General features: G+C 35.4%; 19 protein-coding genes. 15 read left to right on the top strand and 4 right to left on the bottom strand.

Annotation, left to right across the window (positions count from 1 at the left end):
* Position 1 precedes the first annotated feature (1 nt).
* The 11 genes from ACM55H_RS02360 (at position 2) to ACM55H_RS02310 (ending at position 16,374) form a co-directional block, all read left to right on the top strand.
* Entirely contained in the window at positions 2–1,564 is a 1,563-nt protein-coding gene (locus tag ACM55H_RS02360) for a RagB/SusD family nutrient uptake outer membrane protein (RefSeq protein ID WP_416834979.1), read from the top strand.
* 99 nt (positions 1,565–1,663) lie between these two features.
* Positions 1,664–3,211, top strand: coding sequence for an alpha-N-arabinofuranosidase (locus ACM55H_RS02355; RefSeq protein WP_416834978.1), 1,548 nt, complete (start codon positions 1,664–1,666; stop codon positions 3,209–3,211).
* Between the two features lie 11 nt (positions 3,212–3,222).
* Positions 3,223–4,839 (top strand): arabinan endo-1,5-alpha-L-arabinosidase, encoded by a 1,617-nt coding sequence (locus ACM55H_RS02350; RefSeq protein ID WP_416834977.1) that lies wholly within the window; start codon positions 3,223–3,225, stop codon positions 4,837–4,839.
* 86 nt (positions 4,840–4,925) lie between these two features.
* Positions 4,926–5,921, top strand: coding sequence for a glycoside hydrolase family 43 protein (locus ACM55H_RS02345; RefSeq protein WP_416834976.1), 996 nt, complete (start codon positions 4,926–4,928; stop codon positions 5,919–5,921).
* Positions 5,922–6,016: 95 nt separating this feature from the next.
* A complete protein-coding gene (locus tag ACM55H_RS02340) occupies positions 6,017–6,997 on the top strand; it encodes an arabinan endo-1,5-alpha-L-arabinosidase (RefSeq protein WP_416834975.1) in 981 nt (326 codons plus the stop codon).
* Positions 6,998–7,025: 28 nt separating this feature from the next.
* Entirely contained in the window at positions 7,026–8,993 is a 1,968-nt protein-coding gene (locus ACM55H_RS02335) for a glycoside hydrolase family 127 protein (protein WP_416834974.1), read from the top strand.
* Positions 8,994–9,073: 80 nt separating this feature from the next.
* A complete protein-coding gene (locus tag ACM55H_RS02330) occupies positions 9,074–11,059 on the top strand; it encodes an alpha-L-arabinofuranosidase C-terminal domain-containing protein (protein ID WP_416834973.1) in 1,986 nt (661 codons plus the stop codon).
* A gap of 167 nt (positions 11,060–11,226) precedes the next feature.
* Entirely contained in the window at positions 11,227–12,918 is a 1,692-nt protein-coding gene (locus ACM55H_RS02325; protein ID WP_416834972.1) for a ribulokinase, read from the top strand.
* Positions 12,911–13,603 carry an L-ribulose-5-phosphate 4-epimerase gene (locus ACM55H_RS02320; RefSeq protein WP_416834971.1) on the top strand — a complete coding sequence of 231 codons (693 nt, stop codon included), beginning with the start codon at positions 12,911–12,913 and terminating at the stop codon, positions 13,601–13,603. Before ACM55H_RS02325 ends, ACM55H_RS02320 begins: the two co-directional genes overlap by 8 nt.
* Positions 13,604–13,652: 49 nt before the next feature.
* On the top strand, positions 13,653–15,167 hold the full coding sequence (gene araA / locus ACM55H_RS02315; RefSeq protein ID WP_416834970.1) for an L-arabinose isomerase: 1,515 nt from the start codon (positions 13,653–13,655) through the stop codon (positions 15,165–15,167).
* Between the two features lie 19 nt (positions 15,168–15,186).
* Positions 15,187–16,374 (top strand): aldose epimerase family protein, encoded by a 1,188-nt coding sequence (locus ACM55H_RS02310; RefSeq protein ID WP_416834969.1) that lies wholly within the window; start codon positions 15,187–15,189, stop codon positions 16,372–16,374.
* Between the two features lie 327 nt (positions 16,375–16,701).
* Here the strand turns inward: ACM55H_RS02310 and ACM55H_RS02305 are convergent, their stop codons facing one another.
* Positions 16,702–18,621, bottom strand: coding sequence for a glycoside hydrolase family 97 protein (locus ACM55H_RS02305; RefSeq protein WP_416834968.1), 1,920 nt, complete (start codon positions 18,619–18,621; stop codon positions 16,702–16,704).
* Positions 18,622–18,751: 130 nt separating this feature from the next.
* Between ACM55H_RS02305 and ACM55H_RS02300 the strand changes: the two genes are divergently transcribed.
* The 3 genes from ACM55H_RS02300 to ACM55H_RS02290 all read left to right on the top strand — a co-directional run bounded on the left by ACM55H_RS02300 (position 18,752) and on the right by ACM55H_RS02290 (position 19,871).
* Positions 18,752–18,946 carry a hypothetical protein gene (locus tag ACM55H_RS02300; protein WP_416834966.1) on the top strand — a complete coding sequence of 65 codons (195 nt, stop codon included), beginning with the start codon at positions 18,752–18,754 and terminating at the stop codon, positions 18,944–18,946.
* 90 nt (positions 18,947–19,036) lie between these two features.
* On the top strand, positions 19,037–19,654 hold the full coding sequence (locus tag ACM55H_RS02295) for a hypothetical protein (RefSeq protein WP_416834965.1): 618 nt from the start codon (positions 19,037–19,039) through the stop codon (positions 19,652–19,654).
* Positions 19,655–19,661: 7 nt separating this feature from the next.
* On the top strand, positions 19,662–19,871 hold the full coding sequence (locus ACM55H_RS02290; RefSeq protein ID WP_416834964.1) for a hypothetical protein: 210 nt from the start codon (positions 19,662–19,664) through the stop codon (positions 19,869–19,871).
* A gap of 443 nt (positions 19,872–20,314) precedes the next feature.
* On the opposite strand, the gene ACM55H_RS02285 is transcribed toward ACM55H_RS02290, so the two are convergent.
* From ACM55H_RS02285 to ACM55H_RS02275, 3 genes are all read right to left on the bottom strand, one after another.
* A complete protein-coding gene (locus tag ACM55H_RS02285; protein WP_282743972.1) occupies positions 20,315–20,932 on the bottom strand; it encodes a recombinase family protein in 618 nt (205 codons plus the stop codon).
* A 170-nt stretch (positions 20,933–21,102) separates the two neighbouring features.
* Positions 21,103–21,459: a hypothetical protein gene (locus ACM55H_RS02280; RefSeq protein WP_416834963.1), complete on the bottom strand. Its 357-nt coding sequence runs from the start codon at positions 21,457–21,459 to the stop codon at positions 21,103–21,105.
* A gap of 123 nt (positions 21,460–21,582) precedes the next feature.
* Positions 21,583–21,837, bottom strand: coding sequence for a helix-turn-helix domain-containing protein (locus ACM55H_RS02275; RefSeq protein ID WP_282743970.1), 255 nt, complete (start codon positions 21,835–21,837; stop codon positions 21,583–21,585).
* Between the two features lie 113 nt (positions 21,838–21,950).
* On the opposite strand from ACM55H_RS02275, the gene ACM55H_RS02270 reads away from it, so the two are divergent.
* The gene (locus ACM55H_RS02270; protein ID WP_416834962.1) at positions 21,951–22,322 is read left to right on the top strand and encodes a hypothetical protein; all 372 of its coding nucleotides are present in this window, start codon (positions 21,951–21,953) and stop codon (positions 22,320–22,322) included.
* Positions 22,323–22,332: the final 10 nt, after the last annotated feature.

Genomic DNA, 22,332 nt, shown 5'->3' with positions numbered 1-22,332 from the left:
GATGAAATATAAAATATTAAGTTACGCTACGCTTTCTCTTTCACTTTTTGTGTTAGCCACGAGTTGTGTAAACGATGAAGATTTAGTACAAGCCGATCCTAATTTAGATACCACAGGATCATTTTGGAAAACAGATGCCGATGCTATGAAAGGCTTAACTGCAACCTATGCAACATTAGTTAATGATGGATCCTATCAACGAAGCACTCCACTGTGTTTAGACCTTAAGGCAGATGATTCGCACAGTAATAGTCCATGGGATGCAATGTATAATGTAGGTCATTTTAATAGTGATGTTTATAATTTTGCTATTTATGGTTGGGCTTACGAAACCTACTATATTGGTATTAACCGTGCCAATCAGGTTCTTTCTAGAGTACCCGGTATTGAAATGACCGATGCTGCGCTTAAAAACAGAATATTAGGACAAGCCTATTTCTTGAGAGGATTGTATTTATTCCATGTCGTAAATATGTTTCAAAACGTACCGGTTCCAACAGAACCAGCTGCAACTTACCCGCAAAAAACAAATGCAGAAGGCTGGGCTCAAGTTATTGCCGATTTTAAAATGGCAGCCGACTTGTTACCAACATCTTACAGTGGTGTTACAGGACTGGACGCCGGAGTAAAAGGGCGTGCAACAAAAGGAGCTGCTTTAGGATATTTAGGAAAAGCGTATTTATTTACCAAAGATTTTGAAAACGCAAAAACCACATTTAAAAAAGTTATCGATTTAGGCGTTTATTCATTAGTATCAAACTACAGAGATAATTTTACAGAAGCAAACGAAAACAATTCTGAATCTCTATTTGAAGTTCAATTTGATTCTTCTTTAGGTGGAACAAATATTTTTCCACAAGGAGGAATTCCAAACGGCACCTGGAATCAAGCTACGGCAAGAGCTATTACATATGCTCCTGCTGGTTTTGGCTGGAGAGATGTACAACCTACTCGTACCTTATTTAATGAATTTCAAGTTGAAAAAACGACCACAAATCAATTAGATCCAAGATTAATTGCAACAATAATGTACAATAAACCAGGTGGCGTAAAATTATACGGAGTTGATTTTGCAACAAGATATGCCACTGACCCAGGTAATTTAAATGATATTTTTTGTAATAAATATGAAAATTCAGAAACTAAAGCAGATGAATTTGGCTGGAAATCAGGCATCAACGAGCGTTTATTGCGTTATGCAGATATTTTGTTGATGTATGCCGAAACCTTGAACGAAACAGGTGATACTCCTGGCGCATATACGTACATTCAAATGGTACGAAATAGAGCAGGTTTGCCGAACTTAAGTACTGCAAAACCGGGATTAACACAAGCCGGTATGAGAGACCAAATAGGTCACGAACGATTTTTAGAGTTTGCTCTTGAAGGACACCGTTTTGATGATATTCGCCGTTGGGGTTGGTTACAAGATGATGCTAAATTAGCATGGTTAAAATCAAGAGACGACGAATTTAATTCTTATGTAAAAGGGAGAGAATATTTTCCAATACCTCAAAAAGAAAAGGATTACAATCCAGGAACCGTTCAAAATGAAGGGTATTAATATTATTTTGAGTTAGTTAATTATAATTTTAGCATTCTTTAGTATCATGTGGTAAGCTTTTAATTAGCTTACCATGTGATATTATAACTTAGAGACAACATGAAAAAAGCCCTATTAATCTTATTTATTTTTACTTTTTGCAATCAAATTATTGTTGCACAAAAAGAAACCACAGTACTTTCTATAAAAAATACTGCCAATGCACCTACTATCAATAAAAATATCTACGGACATTTTGCAGAACATTTAGGAAGATCAATCTATGGTGGCTTCTTTGTTGGGGATACTTCAAAAATACCAAATACAAATGGAGTACGTAACGACATTATTGATGCTCTTAAAAAATTAAAAATCCCTAATTTAAGATGGCCAGGCGGTTGTTTTGCGGATACGTATCACTGGAAAGATGGTATTGGTCCAAAAGAGAACAGACCAACAATCGTAAATCAATGGTGGGGAGGAACTACTGAAGACAATAGTTTTGGAACTCATGATTTTTTAAACCTATGTGAATTACTTGGAGCAGAACCTTACTTATCCGGAAATGTGGGAAGCGGTACCGTTCAGGAACTTTCTGATTGGGTACAATACGCCAACTTTGGAGGTAAAAGCCCAATGAGTGATTTGCGTAAAAAAAATGGCAGAACTGCACCTTGGAAAGTGAAAATTTGGGGAATTGGTAATGAAGCTTGGGGTTGTGGTGGTAATATGAAACCCGACTATTATGCTGGCGAATACCGTAAATATGCCACATTTATGTCTGATTGGGAAAACACAGGCGGTTTAATGCGTATTGCATCTGGCGCAAGTGATGCCGATTATAATTGGACCGAAACATTAATGAAGAATATCCCTGGAAGTATGTTGGGTGGTGTAGCAATGCATCATTATTCTGTAATTGAATGGAACAAAAAAGGAGATGCAGTAGATTTTACTGAAGGGCAATATTTCACCACCATGAAAGAAGCCTTAAAAATGGATGAACTTATTACCAAACATGGCGCCATTATGGATAAATACGATCCGGAACAAAAAATTGCTTTGGTTGTAGATGAATGGGGCGGTTGGTACGATGTAGAGAAAGGAAGCAATCCTGGATTTTTATACCAACAAAATACGATGAGAGATGCTGTTTTGGCTGGGGCAACTCTTAATATTTTCAATAACCATGCTGACAGAGTTCGTATGGCTAATCTAGCGCAATGCGTAAATGTTTTGCAAGCCGTTATTCTTACGGATAAAGCCAAAATGATTTTGACACCTACTTATCATGTGATGCAAATGTATAGCGTACATCAAGATGCAAAATTATTACCAATTACAATAAATTCGCCACTATACACCTATAATGGCGAAACACTTCCGGCATTATCTGCTTCAGCATCAAAAGATAAAAACGGATTAGTTCATATTTCATTAGTAAATATTGACTCTAAAAAAGAAAACAAAATCGAAATCGACATAAAAGAACTTGGAATCAAAAATGTTTCGGGGAGCCTATTAACATCCCCAAAATTGCAAGATTTCAATTCCTTTGACAACCCAACAAAAATCCAACCTACCGCTTTCAAAGGTTTTGAAATAAAAAAGGGTAAGTTAGTAATAACTGTTCCTCCTTTTTCTGTAATAATGTTAGAAGGTAAATAAAAAAGAATAAAATGAAAAAATCAAATTCCATTTTAAAATTAGTACCCTATCTAGTGCTTTTTTTAGTAGCTGTTACCATTAGTAGTTGTTCGAGCAGTGACTCTCCTAACCCAACTCCAACACCAACTCCTGTACCGCCAGTAGTGGTTGTACCCGGTTTTCCTGGACCTAGCTATTTAGATAATTACACCTCTATTTCTTCTTGGGGTTCTAATTCACAATGGAATTTGGCAAACGTTCACGACCCAACAGTTGCCAAATGTGGCGATTATTATTATATGTATCAAACGGATGCTTCTTATGGAAACGCCACTGAAGGACATGGACATTTTTTTTACAGACGTTCTAAAGATCTTGTCAATTGGGAATTTATGGGATCATCTATGACCACAGCTCCGGCTTGGGTAAAGGATTCTTTGAATAACAAAAGAGCAAGAATGAATCCTGCATTACCACCAATTGAAAATCCTAATTATGGGTATTGGGCACCTTGTGTTCGAAAAGTGGGCAACAAATACCGCATGTATTACAGCATTGTGGTCGATAACCCTATAATTGGAAGTACTTTTGATAACACTTGGGGTGAAAGAGCCTTTATTGGTTTGGCTGAAACCGATGATTTAGCTTCAAATGTTTGGACAGATAAAGGAATGGTTGTTTGTTCAGAACCTGACGGATTAAAACCATATTCTTTTACAGGCACCAGAAATTGGGATGATGCTTATTTCAAATTCAATGCTATTGACCCTAGTTTTATCGAAACTCCTCAAGGAGAACAATACCTAATTTACGGATCTTGGCATTCTGGTATTGCAGCCTTAAAATTGAATCCTACAACTGGGAAACCGGATCAATTGAAAACGCTGAGTGATTATGGAACGCGCATTGCCACTCGTAATGCTACAAGTCGTTGGCAAGGTTCCGAAGGACCAGAGATTATCTACAATTCAGATACTGAATATTACTATCTATTTATGGCGTATGACGGACTTGATGTGCCCTACAATACTCGTGTGGCTCGTTCGAAAAACATCATGGGTCCCTATCTGGGAATCAATGGTGCTGATGTGACCAGTGGTGCCGATTGTTGGCCAATGCTAACACATCCTTATTCGTTTAATAATCATACCGGTTGGGTTGGAATCTCACATTGTGCTGTTTTCCAAAACCCAGAAACCAAAGAATGGTTTTATTCGTCTCAAGCACGTTTACCGGAAGGAGTTCCAGGAATTGCCGTTTCTAATGCAATAATGATGGGTCACGTTCGTGGCATACAATGGACAGAAGACGGATGGCCCGTAATTGCTCCCGAACGTTATGCTGCAGTACCAACCACAACCATTACCGAAACCTCCTTTATAGGAACATGGGAACAAATAACAATGAATTACCAATACAAAGTCATTCAGAAATCAGTCACAATATACTTAACTGCCGACAAAAAAGTGAGCGGTGGTGCTACAGGAACTTGGTCGTATGACAGTACCAATAAAACATTAACCGTAAATGGAAATAAATGTAAAGTAAGCGATGCTTGGGACTGGGAAAGTGCAACCCGTAAAGTAACCATTACCTATTCCGGACTTACTGCAGGAGGACTTCCAGTTTGGGGTAAAAAAATAAACTAATCTATTTCCTTTTGCTATTTAATTAAAAAACACAAACGGCCCTTTCTATTTTAGGAAGGGCGTTTGAATAAAAAATGAAACAAAAAATGAAAAACATATTTTTAACCCTATTTTCCGTCGTCTTAATTTCTTCTTGTAAAACAGTAAAAAATGATGAAGGTATGGCTTCCGTCAATGGGGGAAAAAGCAGTAATTCAATAGTACTCAACAACCCCATCATAAAAGATAAATACACCGGTGATCCTGCAGCTTTAGTTTACAAAGACAAAGTATATCTTTATGCAGGTCACGATGAAGCGCCAAATGATTTCAATTTTTATAAAATGAATGAATGGCTGGTATATTCCTCATCGGATATGGTGCATTGGGAAGAGCATCCCGTACCGCTTAAAGTGACTGATTTTGCTTGGGCAACATCCGATGCTTGGGCTTCTCAAGTTATTGAACGCAACGGAAAATTTTATTGGTATGTAACCGTTTCACATGGAGCCATCAATGGCAAAGCCATAGGTGTTGGTGTTGCTGACAGTCCAACAGGACCTTTCAAAGATGCCTTAGGAAAAGCGCTTGTTACTAATGATATGACCACACAAACCAAGATTGATTGGGATGATATAGACCCAACAGTCATGATTGATGATGATGGTCAAGCCTATCTTTTTTGGGGAAATTCCGTTTGTCATTATGCAAAATTAAAAGCAAACATGATTGAACTTGATGGTCCAATACAAACAATCTCTTTACCCAATTTTACCGAAGCTCCTTGGATTCATAAACATAACAATTGGTATTATTTGTCCTACGCTTATCAATTTCCTGAAAAAATCGCCTATGCCATGAGTAAATCTATCAATGGTCCATGGGAATACAAAGGAATTTTGAACGAACTCGCTGGAAACTCAAATACAAATCATCAAGCTATCATTGCGTTCAAAGGAAAAGATTATTTTATTTATCACAATGGTGCTACTCAACCCAACGGTGGCAGTTTTAGAAGATCCGTTTGTGTAGACCGTTTGTATTACAATGAAGATGGAACTATGAAACGAGTAATTATGACTTCGGAAGGGATAACACAGTAAGCAGCTTTCAGGAATTGCTTTAAAAAGAAACGATTAATAAAACCATTTAAACTTACATTTTCTTAAATGCCTTCTATGGTTAAAAAAAGTAAAACATGAAATTACACAAACAAATACAAAATCTAATCTTTCCCCTAACCCTATTTATTAGCTGTTTATCATGGGCGCAAGACATTACCGTCCACGACCCTGTAATGATTAAACAAAAAGACACTTACTATTTGTATTGTACAGGACAAGGAATTAGCGTTTTTAGTTCGAAAGACTTGAAAAACTGGAATCCGGAACCTGCAATATTTAAAGAAAAACCTGTTTGGGTTGATTCTGTAGTTCCTGATTTTAAAAATCACATTTGGGCACCTGATGTTTCCTTTCACAACAACATCTACTATTTATATTATTCAGTTTCTGCTTTCGCAAAAAATACTTCGGCGATAGCGCTGGCTACTAATACCACTTTAGATCCAAAAGACCCGGCTTACAAATGGGTCGATCACGGAATTGTAATTCAATCAGTTCCTAACCGTGATATGTGGAATGCAATAGATCCAAATTTAACATTCGATGAAAATAACGTTCCTTGGTTGGCTTTTGGTTCTTTTTGGGATGGTTTGAAAATGGTAAAATTAACTACCGATTTAAAATCAATTGCTCAACCCGAAGAATGGCATACGATAGCTAAACGCAAACGAACTTTTGAATTAGCAGATACTGACCCAGGCGATGCAGCTTTAGAAGCTCCATTTATATTTAGAAAAAACGGGTATTATTACTTATTCCTCTCTTGGGATTTGTGTTGCCGAGGTGAAAACAGCACTTATAAAGTAGTAATAGGAAGATCAAAAAATATAACTGGACCTTATGTAGATAAAGACGGAAAACCATTGACCGAAGGCGGCGGTTCTTTATTGATTCAAGGGGATAAAAACTGGTATGGAGCAGGTCACAACAGCACCTATACTTTTGACGGGAAAGATTACATTGTTTTTCATGCTTATGAAATTAAGAATAATGGAAGACCAAAATTAGAAATCAAAGAATTACAATGGGATGCCAATTTATGGCCAAAATTCTAAATATATAAATCGATTAATAGCAGGTAAAATGACCTTGATAAAAAAAACAATACTAGCAATTTCTGTATTAATGACCGTTTACGGACAGAGCCAACAGCGTACAAAGAAATCAAATGCAATAAAAAAATCAGGTTATACCATTACCCCTGTAAACATTCAAAATGTAAAACTGACTGATGCGTTCTGGTTGCCAATAATAAAAAAGGTACAGGAAAAAACCATCGAATATGCCATTCATAAATGTGAAGAAGAAGGGCGTCTTGATAATTTTTTAATTGCAGGCGGTAAAATGAAAGGAACCGTAAAAGGACAAATGCCCTTTGACGATACTGACGTATACAAAATCATCGAAGGCGCTTCGAACACCTTAATTAGTGAACCCAATCCAAAACTCGAAACTTTACTGGATTCGCTAATAAGCATTGTGAAAATTGGTCAGGAAAAAGATGGTTATCTTACGACTTGGAGAACTATAAATCCAGCTAAACCACCAGCACCATGGGTACCCGTGATAGAAGGAAAGCGTTGGGAATCCTTGCAAATAAGTCATGAATTGTACAACTCAGGCCACTTGATAGAAGCAGCCGTTGTGCATTATCAAGCTACTGGGAAAAGAAATTTCTTGGACATTGCCATCAAAAATGCCGATATGTTAGTACGCACTTTTGGTGATGGAGCAACCCAGGTTCATGGCGTTCCAGGTCATCAAATTGTAGAAACTGGTTTGGTAAATCTCTATCAAATCACTAACAATAAAGCCTATTTAAATTTGGCCAAATACTACCTGCACAATAGAGGAAATCCAAAAAACCATAAACTATATGGAACTTATGCACAAGATGACATTCCCGTTATCCAACAAAAAGAACCAGTAGGTCATGCCGTAAGAGCAGTGTATATGTATGCAGGAATGACCGATATTGCCGCAATATACAACGACAAAGACTACCTAAATGCCGTGAATGCTTTGTGGACGAACATGGTCAACAAGAAAATGTACATCACTGGTGGGATTGGTGCTATACATGACGGCGAAGCATTTGGTGCAAACTACGAATTACCAAACCTTACAGCCTACAACGAAACTTGCGCAGCTATTGGCGATGTCTATTGGAATCACAGACTGTATAACTTAACTGGTAATTCAGAATATTTTAATGTAATTGAACGCACATTATACAACGGATTAATCTCCGGAATTTCATTAGATGGAAAACAATTTTTCTATCCAAACGCACTAGAATCAGATGGGGTTTACAAAAACAATAGAGGTTCTTGCACTCGCCAATCGTGGTTTGATTGTTCTTGTTGTCCAACTAATTTAATTCGGTTTATTCCTTCGATTCCGGGATTGATTTATTCGACAAGTAAAGATGTGCTTTATGTGAATTTATATGCTTCGAATACCGCGAAAATAGCATTAGATAAAAACAATTTGGAAATTTCACAAAAAACAAATTATCCTTGGGATGGGAAAGTCTCTCTTACTGTTACACCTAAAACCGAAATCCCTTTTACCCTAAAATTGCGTATCCCAAGCTGGGTGAGAAATCAGGTTCTACCAGGAGATTTATACAGTTATAAAAAAACCTCAACTGCAAAAACTTCAGTTACAATAAATGGAAAACATATAGACTATAAAGAAGATAAAGGATATATCACCATTACCAAAAAATGGAAAAAAGGGGAAACAATTGTTCTTGATTTCCCAATGGAAGTGAAAGAAGTTGTTACAAATACTAAAGTTGAAGGTAATATAGGAAAAGTAGCTTTAGAATACGGACCAATTGTATATGCGATTGAAGAGGCTGATAATGCTACTAATTTCGACGCCATAACCATTGATGCAAAAGACACTTTCAAAGTTAAAAAAGATGACTCCCTTTTAGAAGGTGTGAATACCATACAAACCGAAAAATTAAAAGCTATTCCGTATTATTCTTGGTCTAATAGAGGTATTGGAAAAATGAAAGTTTGGATTAATTATAAAGAATAAAAATAGATAATAGATGAATCATTAAAGTTTAAAAGTAGACACCAACAACTTTAAACTTTAAACCTTAAACAAATATAAAAATGAAACCAAATTTAATCACCAAAATTACCCTTTGCGGCCTGTTACTAAATGGTATATATGCCAATGCCCAAAAAACAAATCTCGAAGTAAATACCAGCAAAACAATTACTAAAATACAACCTACGATGTATGGTGCCTTTTTTGAAGACATCAACTTTGCTGCTGATGGGGGATTGTATGCTGAAATGATAAAAAATCGTTCTTTTGAATTTGACACACCTCTTATGGGCTGGGAACAACCCAATAGTGATACCCATTCTTTCAATACAGCATCCGGTATTGCCACAACTATCAAAGCATTAGAAAACAAAACAAATCCTAGTTTTTGCAGAGTTCTTGTAAATAATGACAAAGGATTTGAAATAATTAACACCGGATTTAGAGGAATGGGAATTAAGAAAGATGCCAAATACAATCTTTCTCTAAAAGCGGCGAATCATAATGGCGCTATCAAAAAAATTATCATCCAATTTATTGATAAAAACAAAAAAGTTTTAGGTGAAACCAGCATTATACCAACATCTAATGACTGGAAAGGATATTCTGCTCAATTTATAGCAACTCAAACCGAAGCAAAAGCACAATTGAAAATCACTTTTGAAGGAAGTGGAACTATCGATTTAGATATGATTTCATTATTCCCCGAAGACACTTGGAAAAACAGAAAAAATGGTTTACGAAAAGACATCGTACAATTATTATATGATATGAAACCAGGATTTTTAAGATTTCCCGGAGGTTGTATTGTTGAAGGAAGAACATTGGCACAACGCTACCAATGGAAAAAAACCGTGGGTGATGTAGAAAATAGAGAGACATTAATCAACCGTTGGAACACCGAATTTACACACAAACCAGCTCCGGATTATTTCCAAACTTTTGGATTGGGATTTTTTGAATATTTCCAACTTTCTGAAGATCTTGGTGCACAACCATTACCTATTTTAAGTTGTGGAATGGCTTGTCAGTTCAATACTGGGGAATTAGTTCCAATGGATGAATTGGACCCTTACGTGCAAGATGCTTTGGATTTAATCGAATTTGCTAATGGTGGCGTTGAAACTCCTTGGGGTAGAATCCGTTCAGAAATGGGGCACCCAAAACCTTTCAACTTAAAACTTATTGGTGTTGGAAACGAACAATGGGGTCCTCAATACATCGAAAGATTTAAAGTATTTGAAAAAGCAATAAAATCAAAATATCCAAAAATGACTATTGTTTCAGGTGCAGGTCCATTTCCAGAAGGTGATTATTTTGATTATGGCATGCAGGAACTCAAAAAGTTAAATGCTGAAATCGTTGATGAGCATTATTATAAAAACCCACAATGGTTTAGAGAAAACGCAACTCGTTATGACAAATACGATAGAAAAGGACCTAAAGTTTTTGCAGGAGAATATGCAGCTCAAAGTGTTGCTATTGCAAGTCCTGACAACAAAAATAACTGGGAATGTGCGTTTTCTGAAGCCGCTTTCATGACTGGTTTAGAAAGAAATGCCGAAGTGGTAAACCTAACTTCCTATGCCCCATTGATGGCTCATGAAGAAGCTTGGCAATGGACACCGGATTTGCTTTGGTTCAATAATTTAGAAGCGTATGGTTCTGCTAATTATTATGTTCAAAAATTATTTTCTACTAATAAGGGAACTGACTTAATTGCAATTACCAAAGACGGAAAACCAGTAACAGGTCAAAATAATTTATTTGCTTCAGCGGTAAAAGATGTAAATACAAAAGAAGTAATTGTAAAACTGGTAAATACAGCTGCAACTGCACAAGAGGTAAATATTGATTTAAAAGGAAGCAAATTAGCGGCTAAAGGAACTCTTATAACACTTACAAGTGCGAACCTGGAAGATGAAAATTCTTTTGCAGCTCCTAAAAAAATAAGTCCTACAGAAAGGGAATTTAAAGTAAAAGGTGACAAAGCGCAAACAAGCCTTCCAGCCTATTCAGTAACAGTTTTGAAGTTAAAGATGAAATAATCGCAATAGAATAAATGTATAACAAACGTTTATTATTTATTCTATTCGTAAACACCTGTTTTAATGCTGTTTTAATAAAAATTACAATGTTAAATTAAATTAAGTGTTTTTTATACACTTATAAATTATTTATACTATATTTGTCATTATAATTAAAAGAATCTAGAATGAAAAATTATGTTATAGGATTAGACTATGGAACAGATTCTGTTCGAGCGATATTAATAGACACTGAAAATGGACAAGAAATAGCATCAAATGTTTGTCATTACAAGCGATGGAAAAACAAGGAATATTGCAACGCATCCATAAATCAGTTTCGTCAACACCCTTTAGATCATATCGAAGGATTAGAAACCACCATAAAATATGTTGTTGAAAATAGCAATGTAGATCCTTCCCTTATACGAAGCATTTGTATTGACACAACCGGTTCTTCTCCTGTACCCGTTACTGAGGATGGAACACCATTAGCTTTGACAAAAGGTTTTGAGCACAATCCTAATGCCATGATGGTATTATGGAAAGATCATACTTCTATAAATGAAGCAAATGAAATCAATGAACTTGCCGTTACTTGGGGTGGAGAAAATTTTACCAAATATGTTGGAGGAATTTATTCTTCAGAATGGTTTTGGGCAAAAATTTTACACATAGCCAAAGAAGATGAAGCTGTAAAAAATGCCGCTTACACTTGGATGGAGCATTGTGATTTAATGACGTATTTATTGATTGACAATAAAGATTTGAAAACATTCAAAAGAAGCCGTTGTGCAGCGGGTCATAAAGCAATGTGGCATGAAGACTGGAATGGTTTACCTCCAGAAGAATTTCTAGGAAAACTGCACCCTTATCTTGCGGCACTTCGCGGAAGATTATACGATGAAACCTATACATCTGACCTTGTAGCAGGAAATTTAAGCCAAGAATGGGCAACCAGACTGGGACTTACAACTGATACGGTTATAGCCGTTGGAACATTCGATGCACATTCAGGCGCTGTAGGAGCAAAAATAGAAGAACACACCTTGGTTCGTGTTATGGGAACCTCAACCTGTGATATAATTGTTGCTTCAGAAGAGACAATAGGAACTAAATCAGTTCGTGGAATCTGCGGACAAGTTGATGGTTCCGTAATTCCAGGATTTATAGGTTTGGAAGCAGGACAATCTGCTTTTGGAGATTTATTGGCTTGGTACAAAGAGTTATTACTGTGGCCAACAGATCATTTATTGACCACTTCTACCCTTTTGACAGATGTCCAAAAAGAGCAACTAAAAGAAGAAATCAGCGATAATTTAATTATACAATTAACTGCTGAAGCTGAGAAAATACCCGTATCCGAAAGTGTGCCAATCGCTCTAGACTGGATTAACGGAAGAAGAACTCCGGATGCTAATCAGGAAATAAAAAGTGCCATTTCTAATTTATCATTAGGAACCAAAGCGCCTCATTTATTCAAATCTTTAGTTAACGCTATCTGTTTTGGTTCTAAAAAAATAGTAGATCGTTTTGAAGAAGAAGGGGTAAAAATAAACAGCGTAATCGGGATTGGTGGTGTAGCGAGAAAATCTCCATATATCATGCAAACTTTGGCTAACGTTTTGAACAAGCCTATAAAAATTGCAGCTTCGGATCAAACACCAGCATTAGGCGCAGCCATTTATGCCGCAGTTGCTGCAGGAATTTATCCAAATGTAATTGAAGCCAGCCAAAAAATGGGAAGTGATTTTGATGGAGAATATTTCCCTCAATTAGACAAAGTTGCAGCGTACCACAAGTTGTTGTTAGCGTATGACCAATTAAGTTCATTTGCAGATCCATCTCTTAAAAAACTTCAACAGGAACACTATGTATAAAGATTTAAAACAAGAATGCTACGAAGCAAACATGCAATTAAATGCATTGAATTTAGTGGTATATACTTTTGGAAATGTAAGTGCAGTAGATAGACAAAATGGTGTTTTTGCCATAAAACCCAGCGGCGTTCCTTATGAAGATTTAAAACCGGAAGACATTGTTATTGTAGATTTTGACAACAACATTATCGAAGGCAATATGCGTCCTTCTTCGGATACAAAAACGCATGCTTATTTATACAAAAATTGGCCAAAAATTGGCGGTGTGGCACACACTCACGCTACGTATTCTGTGGCTTGGGCACAAGCACAAAGAGACATTCCAATATTTGGAACCACTCATGCTGACCATTTAACCAGCGATATTCCTTGTGCAGCGCCAATGGCTGACTCGCTTATCGAAGGCAATTATGAACACAATACCGGGATTCAAATCTTGGATTGCTTCAAAGAAAAAAATCTTTCGTACGAGGAAGTAGAGATGATTCTCATTGGAAATCACGGTCCTTTTGCTTGGGGAAAAAATGCAGCAAAAGCAGTTTACAACAGTAAAGTTTTAGAAGTAATAGCTGAAATGGCGCACTTGACTTTGCAAATAAACCCAAATGCGCAAAGACTGAAAGATTCCTTAATAAAGAAACATTACGAACGTAAACACGGAAAAGACTCGTATTACGGACAGTAATAATCCAACACATTGAACAGTTAAACAAATAAACGATTAAACAAAAAATATGATCGATATATCTCAAAAAGAAATTTGGTTTGTAGTAGGAAGCCAAGAATTATACGGTGAAGAAACACTTAGAAAAGTAGCAGAACATTCCCAACACATTGCAAAAGGGTTAGATGCTTCATCGCATATACCGGTAAAAATCGTGTATAAAGATGTGGTAAAATCTCCATCTCAAATTACAAATGTATGTTTAGAAGCTAATTCGAACAAAAACTGTATTGGTATTGTGGCTTGGATGCATACTTTTTCACCAGCTAAAATGTGGATTGGTGGTTTAAGCATTCTTAAAAAACCATTGTGTCACTTACATACGCAGTTCAATGCCGAAATTCCATGGGCTTCTATGGATATGGACTTCATGAATTTAAATCAATCGGCTCACGGAGACAGAGAGTTTGGTTTTATTATGTCCAGAATGCGTAAAAAACGCAAAGTGGTTGTAGGACATTGGGAAGACGAACGCGTTCAAAAAAAATTAGGCATTTGGTCCAGAGTGGTTTTAGGTTGGGATGAATTCCAAAACTTAAAAGTCGCGAGAATTGGAGACAATATGCGTGAAGTTGCAGTAACTGAAGGAGATAAAGTCGAAGCCCAAATCCGTTTTGGTTTTTCGGTAAACGGTTTCGACTCTTCGGACGTTATAAAACATATTGATAAAGTTTCTGATGCTGACATCAATAAATTGGTCGAAGTTTATGAAGCTTCTTATACTTTAGCTCCTGCACTTCAAAAAGGAGGTGCTCAAAGAGACTCATTAGTAGAAGCGGCTAAAATAGAAATAGGACTTAGAGCATTCCTTGAAGAAGGAGGTTTCAAAGCGTTTACGGATACTTTCGAAAATCTGGGTTCGTTAAAACAACTTCCGGGAATTGCTGTACAACGTCTTATGGCTGATGGTTACGGTTTTGGTGGCGAAGGCGACTGGAAAACAGCGGCGATGCTTAGAGCAATGAAAGTAATGAATGTTGGTCTTGAAAGCCAAGGTGGAACTTCATTCATGGAAGATTACACCTATCATTTCACACCTGAAAAATCATATGTTTTAGGTTCTCACATGTTAGAAATTTGTTCTTCTATTGCTAATGCAAAACCTTCTTGTGAAGTACATCCATTAGGGATTGGAGGAAAAGAAGACCCCGTTCGTTTAGTATTTAATGTAGCCGCAGGAAATGCCATCAATGCTTCATTGGTTGATATGGGTAACCGTTTCAGATTGATTGTAAACGAAGTAGAAGCAGTAGCGCCTTTGGCTGATTTACCTAAACTTCCTGTTGCACGTGTATTATGGGATTGCAAACCTAACCTGGATATTGCTGCAACAACATGGATATTAGCTGGTGGTGCGCATCATACAGTATACAGTCAAGTGCTTACAACAGAATATATGGAAGATTTTGCCGATATTGCAGGCATAGAATTGCTTGTTATCGATGAGAAAACGACTATCAGAGACTTTAAAGATAAAATTAATGCTAACGAAGCGTACTATCATTTGTTTCAGCACGGTCTATAATAACTAAAAAAAAGTAATTATGAATGTAATAAAACGTTGTATTTATGGAATTTCCATTATGAGTTTAGCAAGTATGAATATTCAATGTAAAGGAGATAAAAAGGCTGGAGCCGATGAAACTGCTTTAGAATCTAAAGCTACAGATTCAGTGTCTATAGCAAAAACAGCGTATGGCACTACGCCAAAAGGAGAAAAAATAGAACGCTACACCCTTAAAAACCAAAAGGGAATGGAAGTAAATATCATTACTTATGGTGGTATTATTTCTTCTTTAAAAGTGCCTAATAAAGCGGGAAAATCAGAAGAAGTTGTTATTGGTTTCAATTCTTTGGAACAATACATGAAAGCTAACCCATACTTTGGAGCTATCATTGGAAGATATGGCAACCGAATTGCAAAAGGTAAATTTACTTTAGACGGAAAAGAATATTCATTAGCTATCAACAATGCTCCTAACGCCTTACATGGTGGTCCAGAAGGTTTTAATAGAGTCGTATGGACTGCTGCTGAAGCAAAAGGTGGAGACAGCGCTTCCTTGAAATTGAAGTATGTAAGTAAAGATATGGAAGAAGGTTATCCAGGAAACTTGACCGTTTTTGTAACCTACACGTTGAAAAATGATAATTCTTTAGATGTGCTTTATGAAGCCACTACGGATAAGAAAACGATTGTGAATTTGACACAGCATTCGTATTTCAACTTGTCAGCAGATTTTTCAAAACCTATTTTAGACGAACAAATCACAATAGATGCGGACAAATTAGTTCCAGTTGCAGCAACACTTATCCCAACAGGTAAATTAACGGATGTAACCAATACGCCTTTCGATTTCAGAAAACCAAAAGCTATTGGAAAAGACATCGAAGCCAAAGACGAACAATTGAAAAATGGATTGGGTTACGACCATTGTTGGGTACTGAACAATCAGGATAAAGGATATCGCTTTGCGGCATCTGCCTATGATGCAGAAAGCGGAAGAGTATTAGAAGTATATACGGATCAACCGGGAATACAATTCTATACCGGAAACTTCTTAGACGGTACTTTACCAATGAGAAACGGTGGCACGTATGCACACAGAACTGGCTTTTGTTTAGAAACGCAACATTATCCAGATTCTCCAAATCAAAAAGATTTTCCATCTACGGTTTTAAGCCCAGGGGAGAATTACAAAACAAAAACTACATTTAAATTTTCAGTAAAATAAGTTTAATAAAAAGACACTAACTATTATAGATTATTTTTCTATACCGTAATTAATAAGTTGAATGGTTTGGTTTATCATATGGAATTAGTTAGTAACCCCGGAAGTAAAGCTTCCGGGGTTTTTTTATGCTTGTTTATTCCGTTTTAGGTTTCTTTATAAAGAATAAATTAAAGTAGGCTTTGAATTTACTGGGAAGAATCCATATTCTTTTGTCATTTCAATACTAAAATAATATAACAATTTTTTAAACTAACTAACACTCACAAAAAAACCTCGAAAGCATAAACTATCGAGGTTTTTTAGAATTAACAAAGCCCTTTTAAAACATTATATCTTCACCACAAACCCACCATGAGGTTTCATAGTTACTTTCAGTTTAGTACTTTTTGACACTGCATTTTGTTGAAATCCTTTCTCATTTTCAGAAATAACAAACCCTTTAGCATTGGTTACAAAAGACAAATCAATCTCTATTTCTTTGGCAGTGTTTTCTCCATTTATACCAACGATATGCCAAACGTTATCTTTCTTTCTTGCCATTACAATATACTTTCCTGGATAACCGGCAATAAATTTAGAATCATCCCAATTTGTTGGAATATCTTTTAAATAATCAACTATGTACTGTGGCATTTTGGCCATCCCTTCCGGAATTTCTGCAATATGTTGCACTCCGGATAAGAATAAAACAGGCAACGCCAATTCGAAAGCTGGAGTAGTTTTTCTAGTTATATTTGGAATAGAATCCAAAACCATTGGTGTAAAATCCATTGGGTCAAAAACATTACGAGCAAAAGGAAGCATCGAGCAATGACTTGGAGCCAAATCAGCAATATCCTGGAAAAACGTAATATACTCATATCCCTTAACTGCTTCAGTGGAAACTAAATTAGGATACGTACGTTGCCATCCTCTAGGCAAAGTGGCACCATGAAAATTAACCATTAGTTTATGAGCCGCGGCATCTGTTAACATATCATGATAATACCCAATCATCGATTGTCCGTCGCCACCAAAGAAATCTACTTTGATTCCCGCAATTCCCATATCTGCAAGTTTAGTAAATTCTCTATCTCTGTCGGCATGAGTCAATAATTTGCTTTTAGGGTGGTATTCAGTGCTGTTCCATGAGCCTGATGAATTGTACCAAACCAATAGCTTCACATTTTTACCTTTGGCGTAAACCGCCAATTCTTTCATTTTATCATAGCCAATTCTAGTGTCCCAATCAGCATCAATTAAGCAATACGGCCAATTCATTTTGGAAGCGTAATCAATAAATTTTACCGTGGTTTCGTAATTAACTGATTCATCTTTTAGCAAAACCCAACTCCAAGATGACAACCCACTTTTTATGAAAGAAGTATCCATCGCAATAGACGGATCAGCGAGATCAGTTCCCATGGTACTTTCGGTGATTGTTTTTAAGGATCCAATGGTTATGATTCGCCAAGGGGTAGACCAAGGCAAAGTAGATTCAGGATTCAAAGCACCATTAGGAAAAACTTCTTCTTTTTGTGGAAAAGTTACCTGCAACGCTTTTGAAGTGTTGTTATACATCAATCGACTGCCACAGTAATCCCTTGGTAATCCCACTTCGGAAACTAAAAGCCAAGTATTATTCGAATTGAATAAAGCCGGATACACCCACCCTTCTCCAATCGCTGGTTTTGTATTTACGGGAACGCCCATAGCATAATGTTCCTCATAAGCAGGATTGGTTTCTTTCCATCCTGTTTTAGCTTTAGACATGGGTTGCAACCAAGCTTTTGCGGTAGCATCAAAATTGTAAGTGGTTTTCTCTTCGACTATTTTTTTGATTGCTGTTGAAGTTTCAGGAAAATGGTATCGCAACGCAATTCCATCATGGGATAATTGAAAAATAATTTCAATAGTTTCTCCAGTACTGTTTTGTAAACGTACCGTATATTGATTTGCAGCATAAGAAATTTGTTTTCGCTTCCCCTGCAACATGGAATAGGCTGATTTAATTGGTTTTGGAGAAGAAACATTTACTATTTTTAAACCGGTATAAAAATTGGCGTCTTCTCTTATAATCCCCAAATCCGAAGTATTGATGACCAATTTATCTTTAAAGAAAACTTTATAAGAAGGCGTTTTCTTTGCGGTTAGATTAAATTCCATTTTTATTGTTTTATCCGAGTTGACAAAATAATAAGCGGTTGGTTTCCCCGCAAACGAAGTCAATGACACTGCCAATAAAGTCAGCAAAACTATTTTTTTCATAATTAAGTGTTTAATTTACACTTACAAGAATACGAAAATAAATTTATATAAATAACGATGTAGTTAAAATTTCCTAACTCAATTTAGAATATCACAAAAAAAAGAATTTGATTATAAAAAATACTATAAATTGACCAGTAATCAAGTAATTAAGAATCTGAAAATAAATATTTCTGGAGAAGAAAAAAAATATAAAACCAAAAAAACCGCTTCTTTCGAAGCGGTTTTTGTACCCGTAACAGTTGAGTTGTCGAATCTTTTCATTGAAGATTTGAAGAAATTGTCTCACGCTTATAAATTGTTGACGAAGGACAAAACCCCTTAAATACTATGGTCGTTCTGACCAATTAAAAAAACATTTACCCAAACTATTTACAAATTACTACAATCAATTATGATTGTGAATAAATATTTTATGTCCGAGGGAACTTTTCCAACTTTCCGACATATTTATTATAAAATAACATATCACAAAGGGAATTTAAGCAGTTCACTAATAGATATGATGCGTTTAATCAAGAACAAAATGCAACAAAATGAATACTTAACAGTAAAAGAAATTAGCATCAAATATGAAATGGGTGCTAGAAATGTTAGAAAAATAATTAGCAAACTAACAGAGACTTGTAGCGAAGCTACACTTTACAAAAATAAAAATGGAGAATGGCAAGTACATCATTTGCTAGTTCCAAAGTTTAAACCTCAACGAACTAGAAAGAATAAATACTATGCACTAAGCATTGACCCATGTACTGATTATTCAGTAGCTGACATTGATATAGTGATGAGGTTTGCCTATCAGCAAATGGGGAATGATATACTAGAGATTAATTATGTAGTGGAGCAAAAGAAAAGCAATAATCGTAATCACTTACATTGTTTCGTTAAATGCTCAAACAAGAAAAAACTACTCGATTGCTTTAAACTTGGATTTAGTAGAATTAGTTATCACGAAAGTGTAATTTATGACCTAAATGGTTGGAAGGACTACATAATGAAAGACGGTAGTCAGATAATAACATTAAAAAATTAAATTAAACATGATAGAAATAAACGATTTTAGATACAATCCTATCCTTCGTAGGATGTTAGTAAATTACTGTATTAGAACTTATGAAGAGGATGCAATTTTAGATGATTGGCATTTAATACAGGAATACAATCTTTTGAAAAAAAATAACGAACTCCATTTTCTTTTTGATGAGGAGTATTTAATAAATTATCTAAAAGATGGAAACGATAACAACTGATGATAAAATTAGATTGAAACAAATGCAAATACAGGTAGAGAATGAACCTCAGCGAAAACAAGAGTTACAAAAACAGTTACAGAAACTGCAATTGGAAAAAGAGATTGAGGGAATACGCAAAAGGATAGAGCAATTAGGGTAGCAATACCCACCCCTCCCTGCATAATTCGAAATGTTTTAGGTCTCGTTACCTATAACTCCTTTTCAGCACCCACTTACTGAAATACTAGGTATTGGAATAGGCAAAAGAAATATTTTCTCAGATTTTTTCGGTACTTATTGTTCTTTTTGGTAAGGAACTGCTCCGTTATTTATTCTATCGTCTATTTGTATAAACAGTGTTTTAGAACTAAAAAATGAGCATTCCATCGAAGGGATGCGTGAAGTGTTTTACAATATAAGAATCCTCACATTATTGTGAGGATTCTTGTTTTTATAGCTATCTAGGCTACTAATTTTTTTATTTTTTGAACCGTACCACTAGATTTTCCAGTTAGTTTCATGGTATTGCGAACTGATTGACCTTGCTTTAAAAACTTTACAATATCCGAATGCTCAGCAATAAGTTGTTTGGGTTCTTTCTCAGAACCTACCTTGCGACCAAGTACGCCACCATCACGAATAAACTTATCACGACCAGAGTTTAGACGTTCTTTAATCATCGACAATTCTAAACTTGCGAAAGTTGATGCAATACTAAGCATTGTTTGAACCATACCGTTAATTTCTCCCGATGGTAGAAGTGTATGAAGCTTGAAATTATCAATAATAATATTGATTTTGTTTTCATTGCATTTTTCCAAGAAAAGAGCGAATGATGAGATTTTACGTGAAATACGTGAAATTTCGATGGCGATTATATGTTGTACACCATTTTTAATAGCATAATCCAAAATCTCAGCATTTACCTCATCATTTTTAGTTCCTGATTTGTAATAAGTAAACTCTTTGACGATTTGATACTGATTTCCATAATTAGAAATAAGTTCCTGAGACTGACGGGTTACATCTTGACGGTTTTCGTTAGTTGAACATCTGCTGATAATGATTGCTTTTTCCATATTCCAAAAGTCCAGGTATTTCGGGACATGACAAAATAAATCAAAGATTATTTTCGATACATTTAATTGTATCATTGCAATTCAATTATAGATATATTTTGATACAGTTGAGGTTTTGATACGTTCAAATTATAATAAGGAACAGTTAAGTACTTTTAACAATGAATAACTTATTTAAGAAACATCTCTAATATTAAGTAAACATTAGATTCTTTGTATGATACATTATATTTTTTCGCATTTGTTACAATATGACTTCTTATAAATGTTCCGAAAATTTCATGTCCATTCTTTAAAAAAGTTCCATCAGGTGTGCGAAAGCCATTGGGTGTGCTTAAGCCTACAATATTAAAATCCTCATTTAAAGGCAATCTCAACCAGTCCCATGCTTTAGGACTTGGATATCTTACCCAACTTGTTGAATTGTTACTTTTCATTTCATGCTGAGTACTCCATTCTGGAACTTCGGTAGCAAAAAGTAATTTATCTTCATATTCTAAGTTTATCAATATCGCATCAATAGTCATTCGAATCTGTATTAATTATTGTTTGGCAAATTTGTGTTAAAATTAATACTAAATCATTTGAAATTCAATAGATAGATTAATACTTTATCTAAAAAAATTAAGAACAGACTATTATAAAAGGAATTATTTTGAATTAGGAATGCCTATTCCTTGAAAGAATTCTTCTAAACTAATGTCTAGCAACCTACAAATTTTTATTAACGTTTTTAGTTCAAAGTTAGCTCCGCTTTCTAATCGCCAATAGGCGGAACGGCTCATGCCTAACTCGAATGCGATATGTTCGTAGTTTGAGTATCCTTTAGCTTTTCTCAAAAACTTTAGCCGTTCCGCAATAGCTTTTAGCTCTTCAAAATTGGTTATTTGGCTTGAATTTTCCATAAACCAAATCTCAATATTTTGTCTTTTTTGTGGTACTCTATAATATAGTGTACTATATTATAGATTTTTTTTATATTTTTGTCAGGATTTTAAACTAATTAAAAAAAATTAAAATGAAACAAGCCTTGAAAATTATAGGAATTATGTCGTTTGCCATATTTATTTTTGTAGCAATTGTATTAACAAAATTCAAAAATAGTATTGATGATGATTATAATAAAGACCATCCAAAAACACAAAACATTGAAGAATTAAAAGCATGGGCGCAAAAAGAAATCGTTCAAGATTATTGCGAAAGATATGCGAAGGTCAAAAACATCAATAATGAAACTAATCAACAACGAGAACTAAGTCGTGTTGAGAATAGTAGATTTGAATATGTACCGCAAAAAATTCGCAATGTAATTGAAGAAAACGACTTACCTGATAGTTATGCTGATGAATTATATCATTACGTTGATGATGAAATAAATAAATGTCAGTAAAATTTAAAAT

The organism is Flavobacterium cryoconiti, from assembly GCF_048158645.1.
Lineage (GTDB): Bacteria > Bacteroidota > Bacteroidia > Flavobacteriales > Flavobacteriaceae > Flavobacterium > Flavobacterium cryoconiti.
Note: the sequence above shows the minus strand (reverse complement) of the source record. Positions and strands in the feature narration are given on the sequence as shown.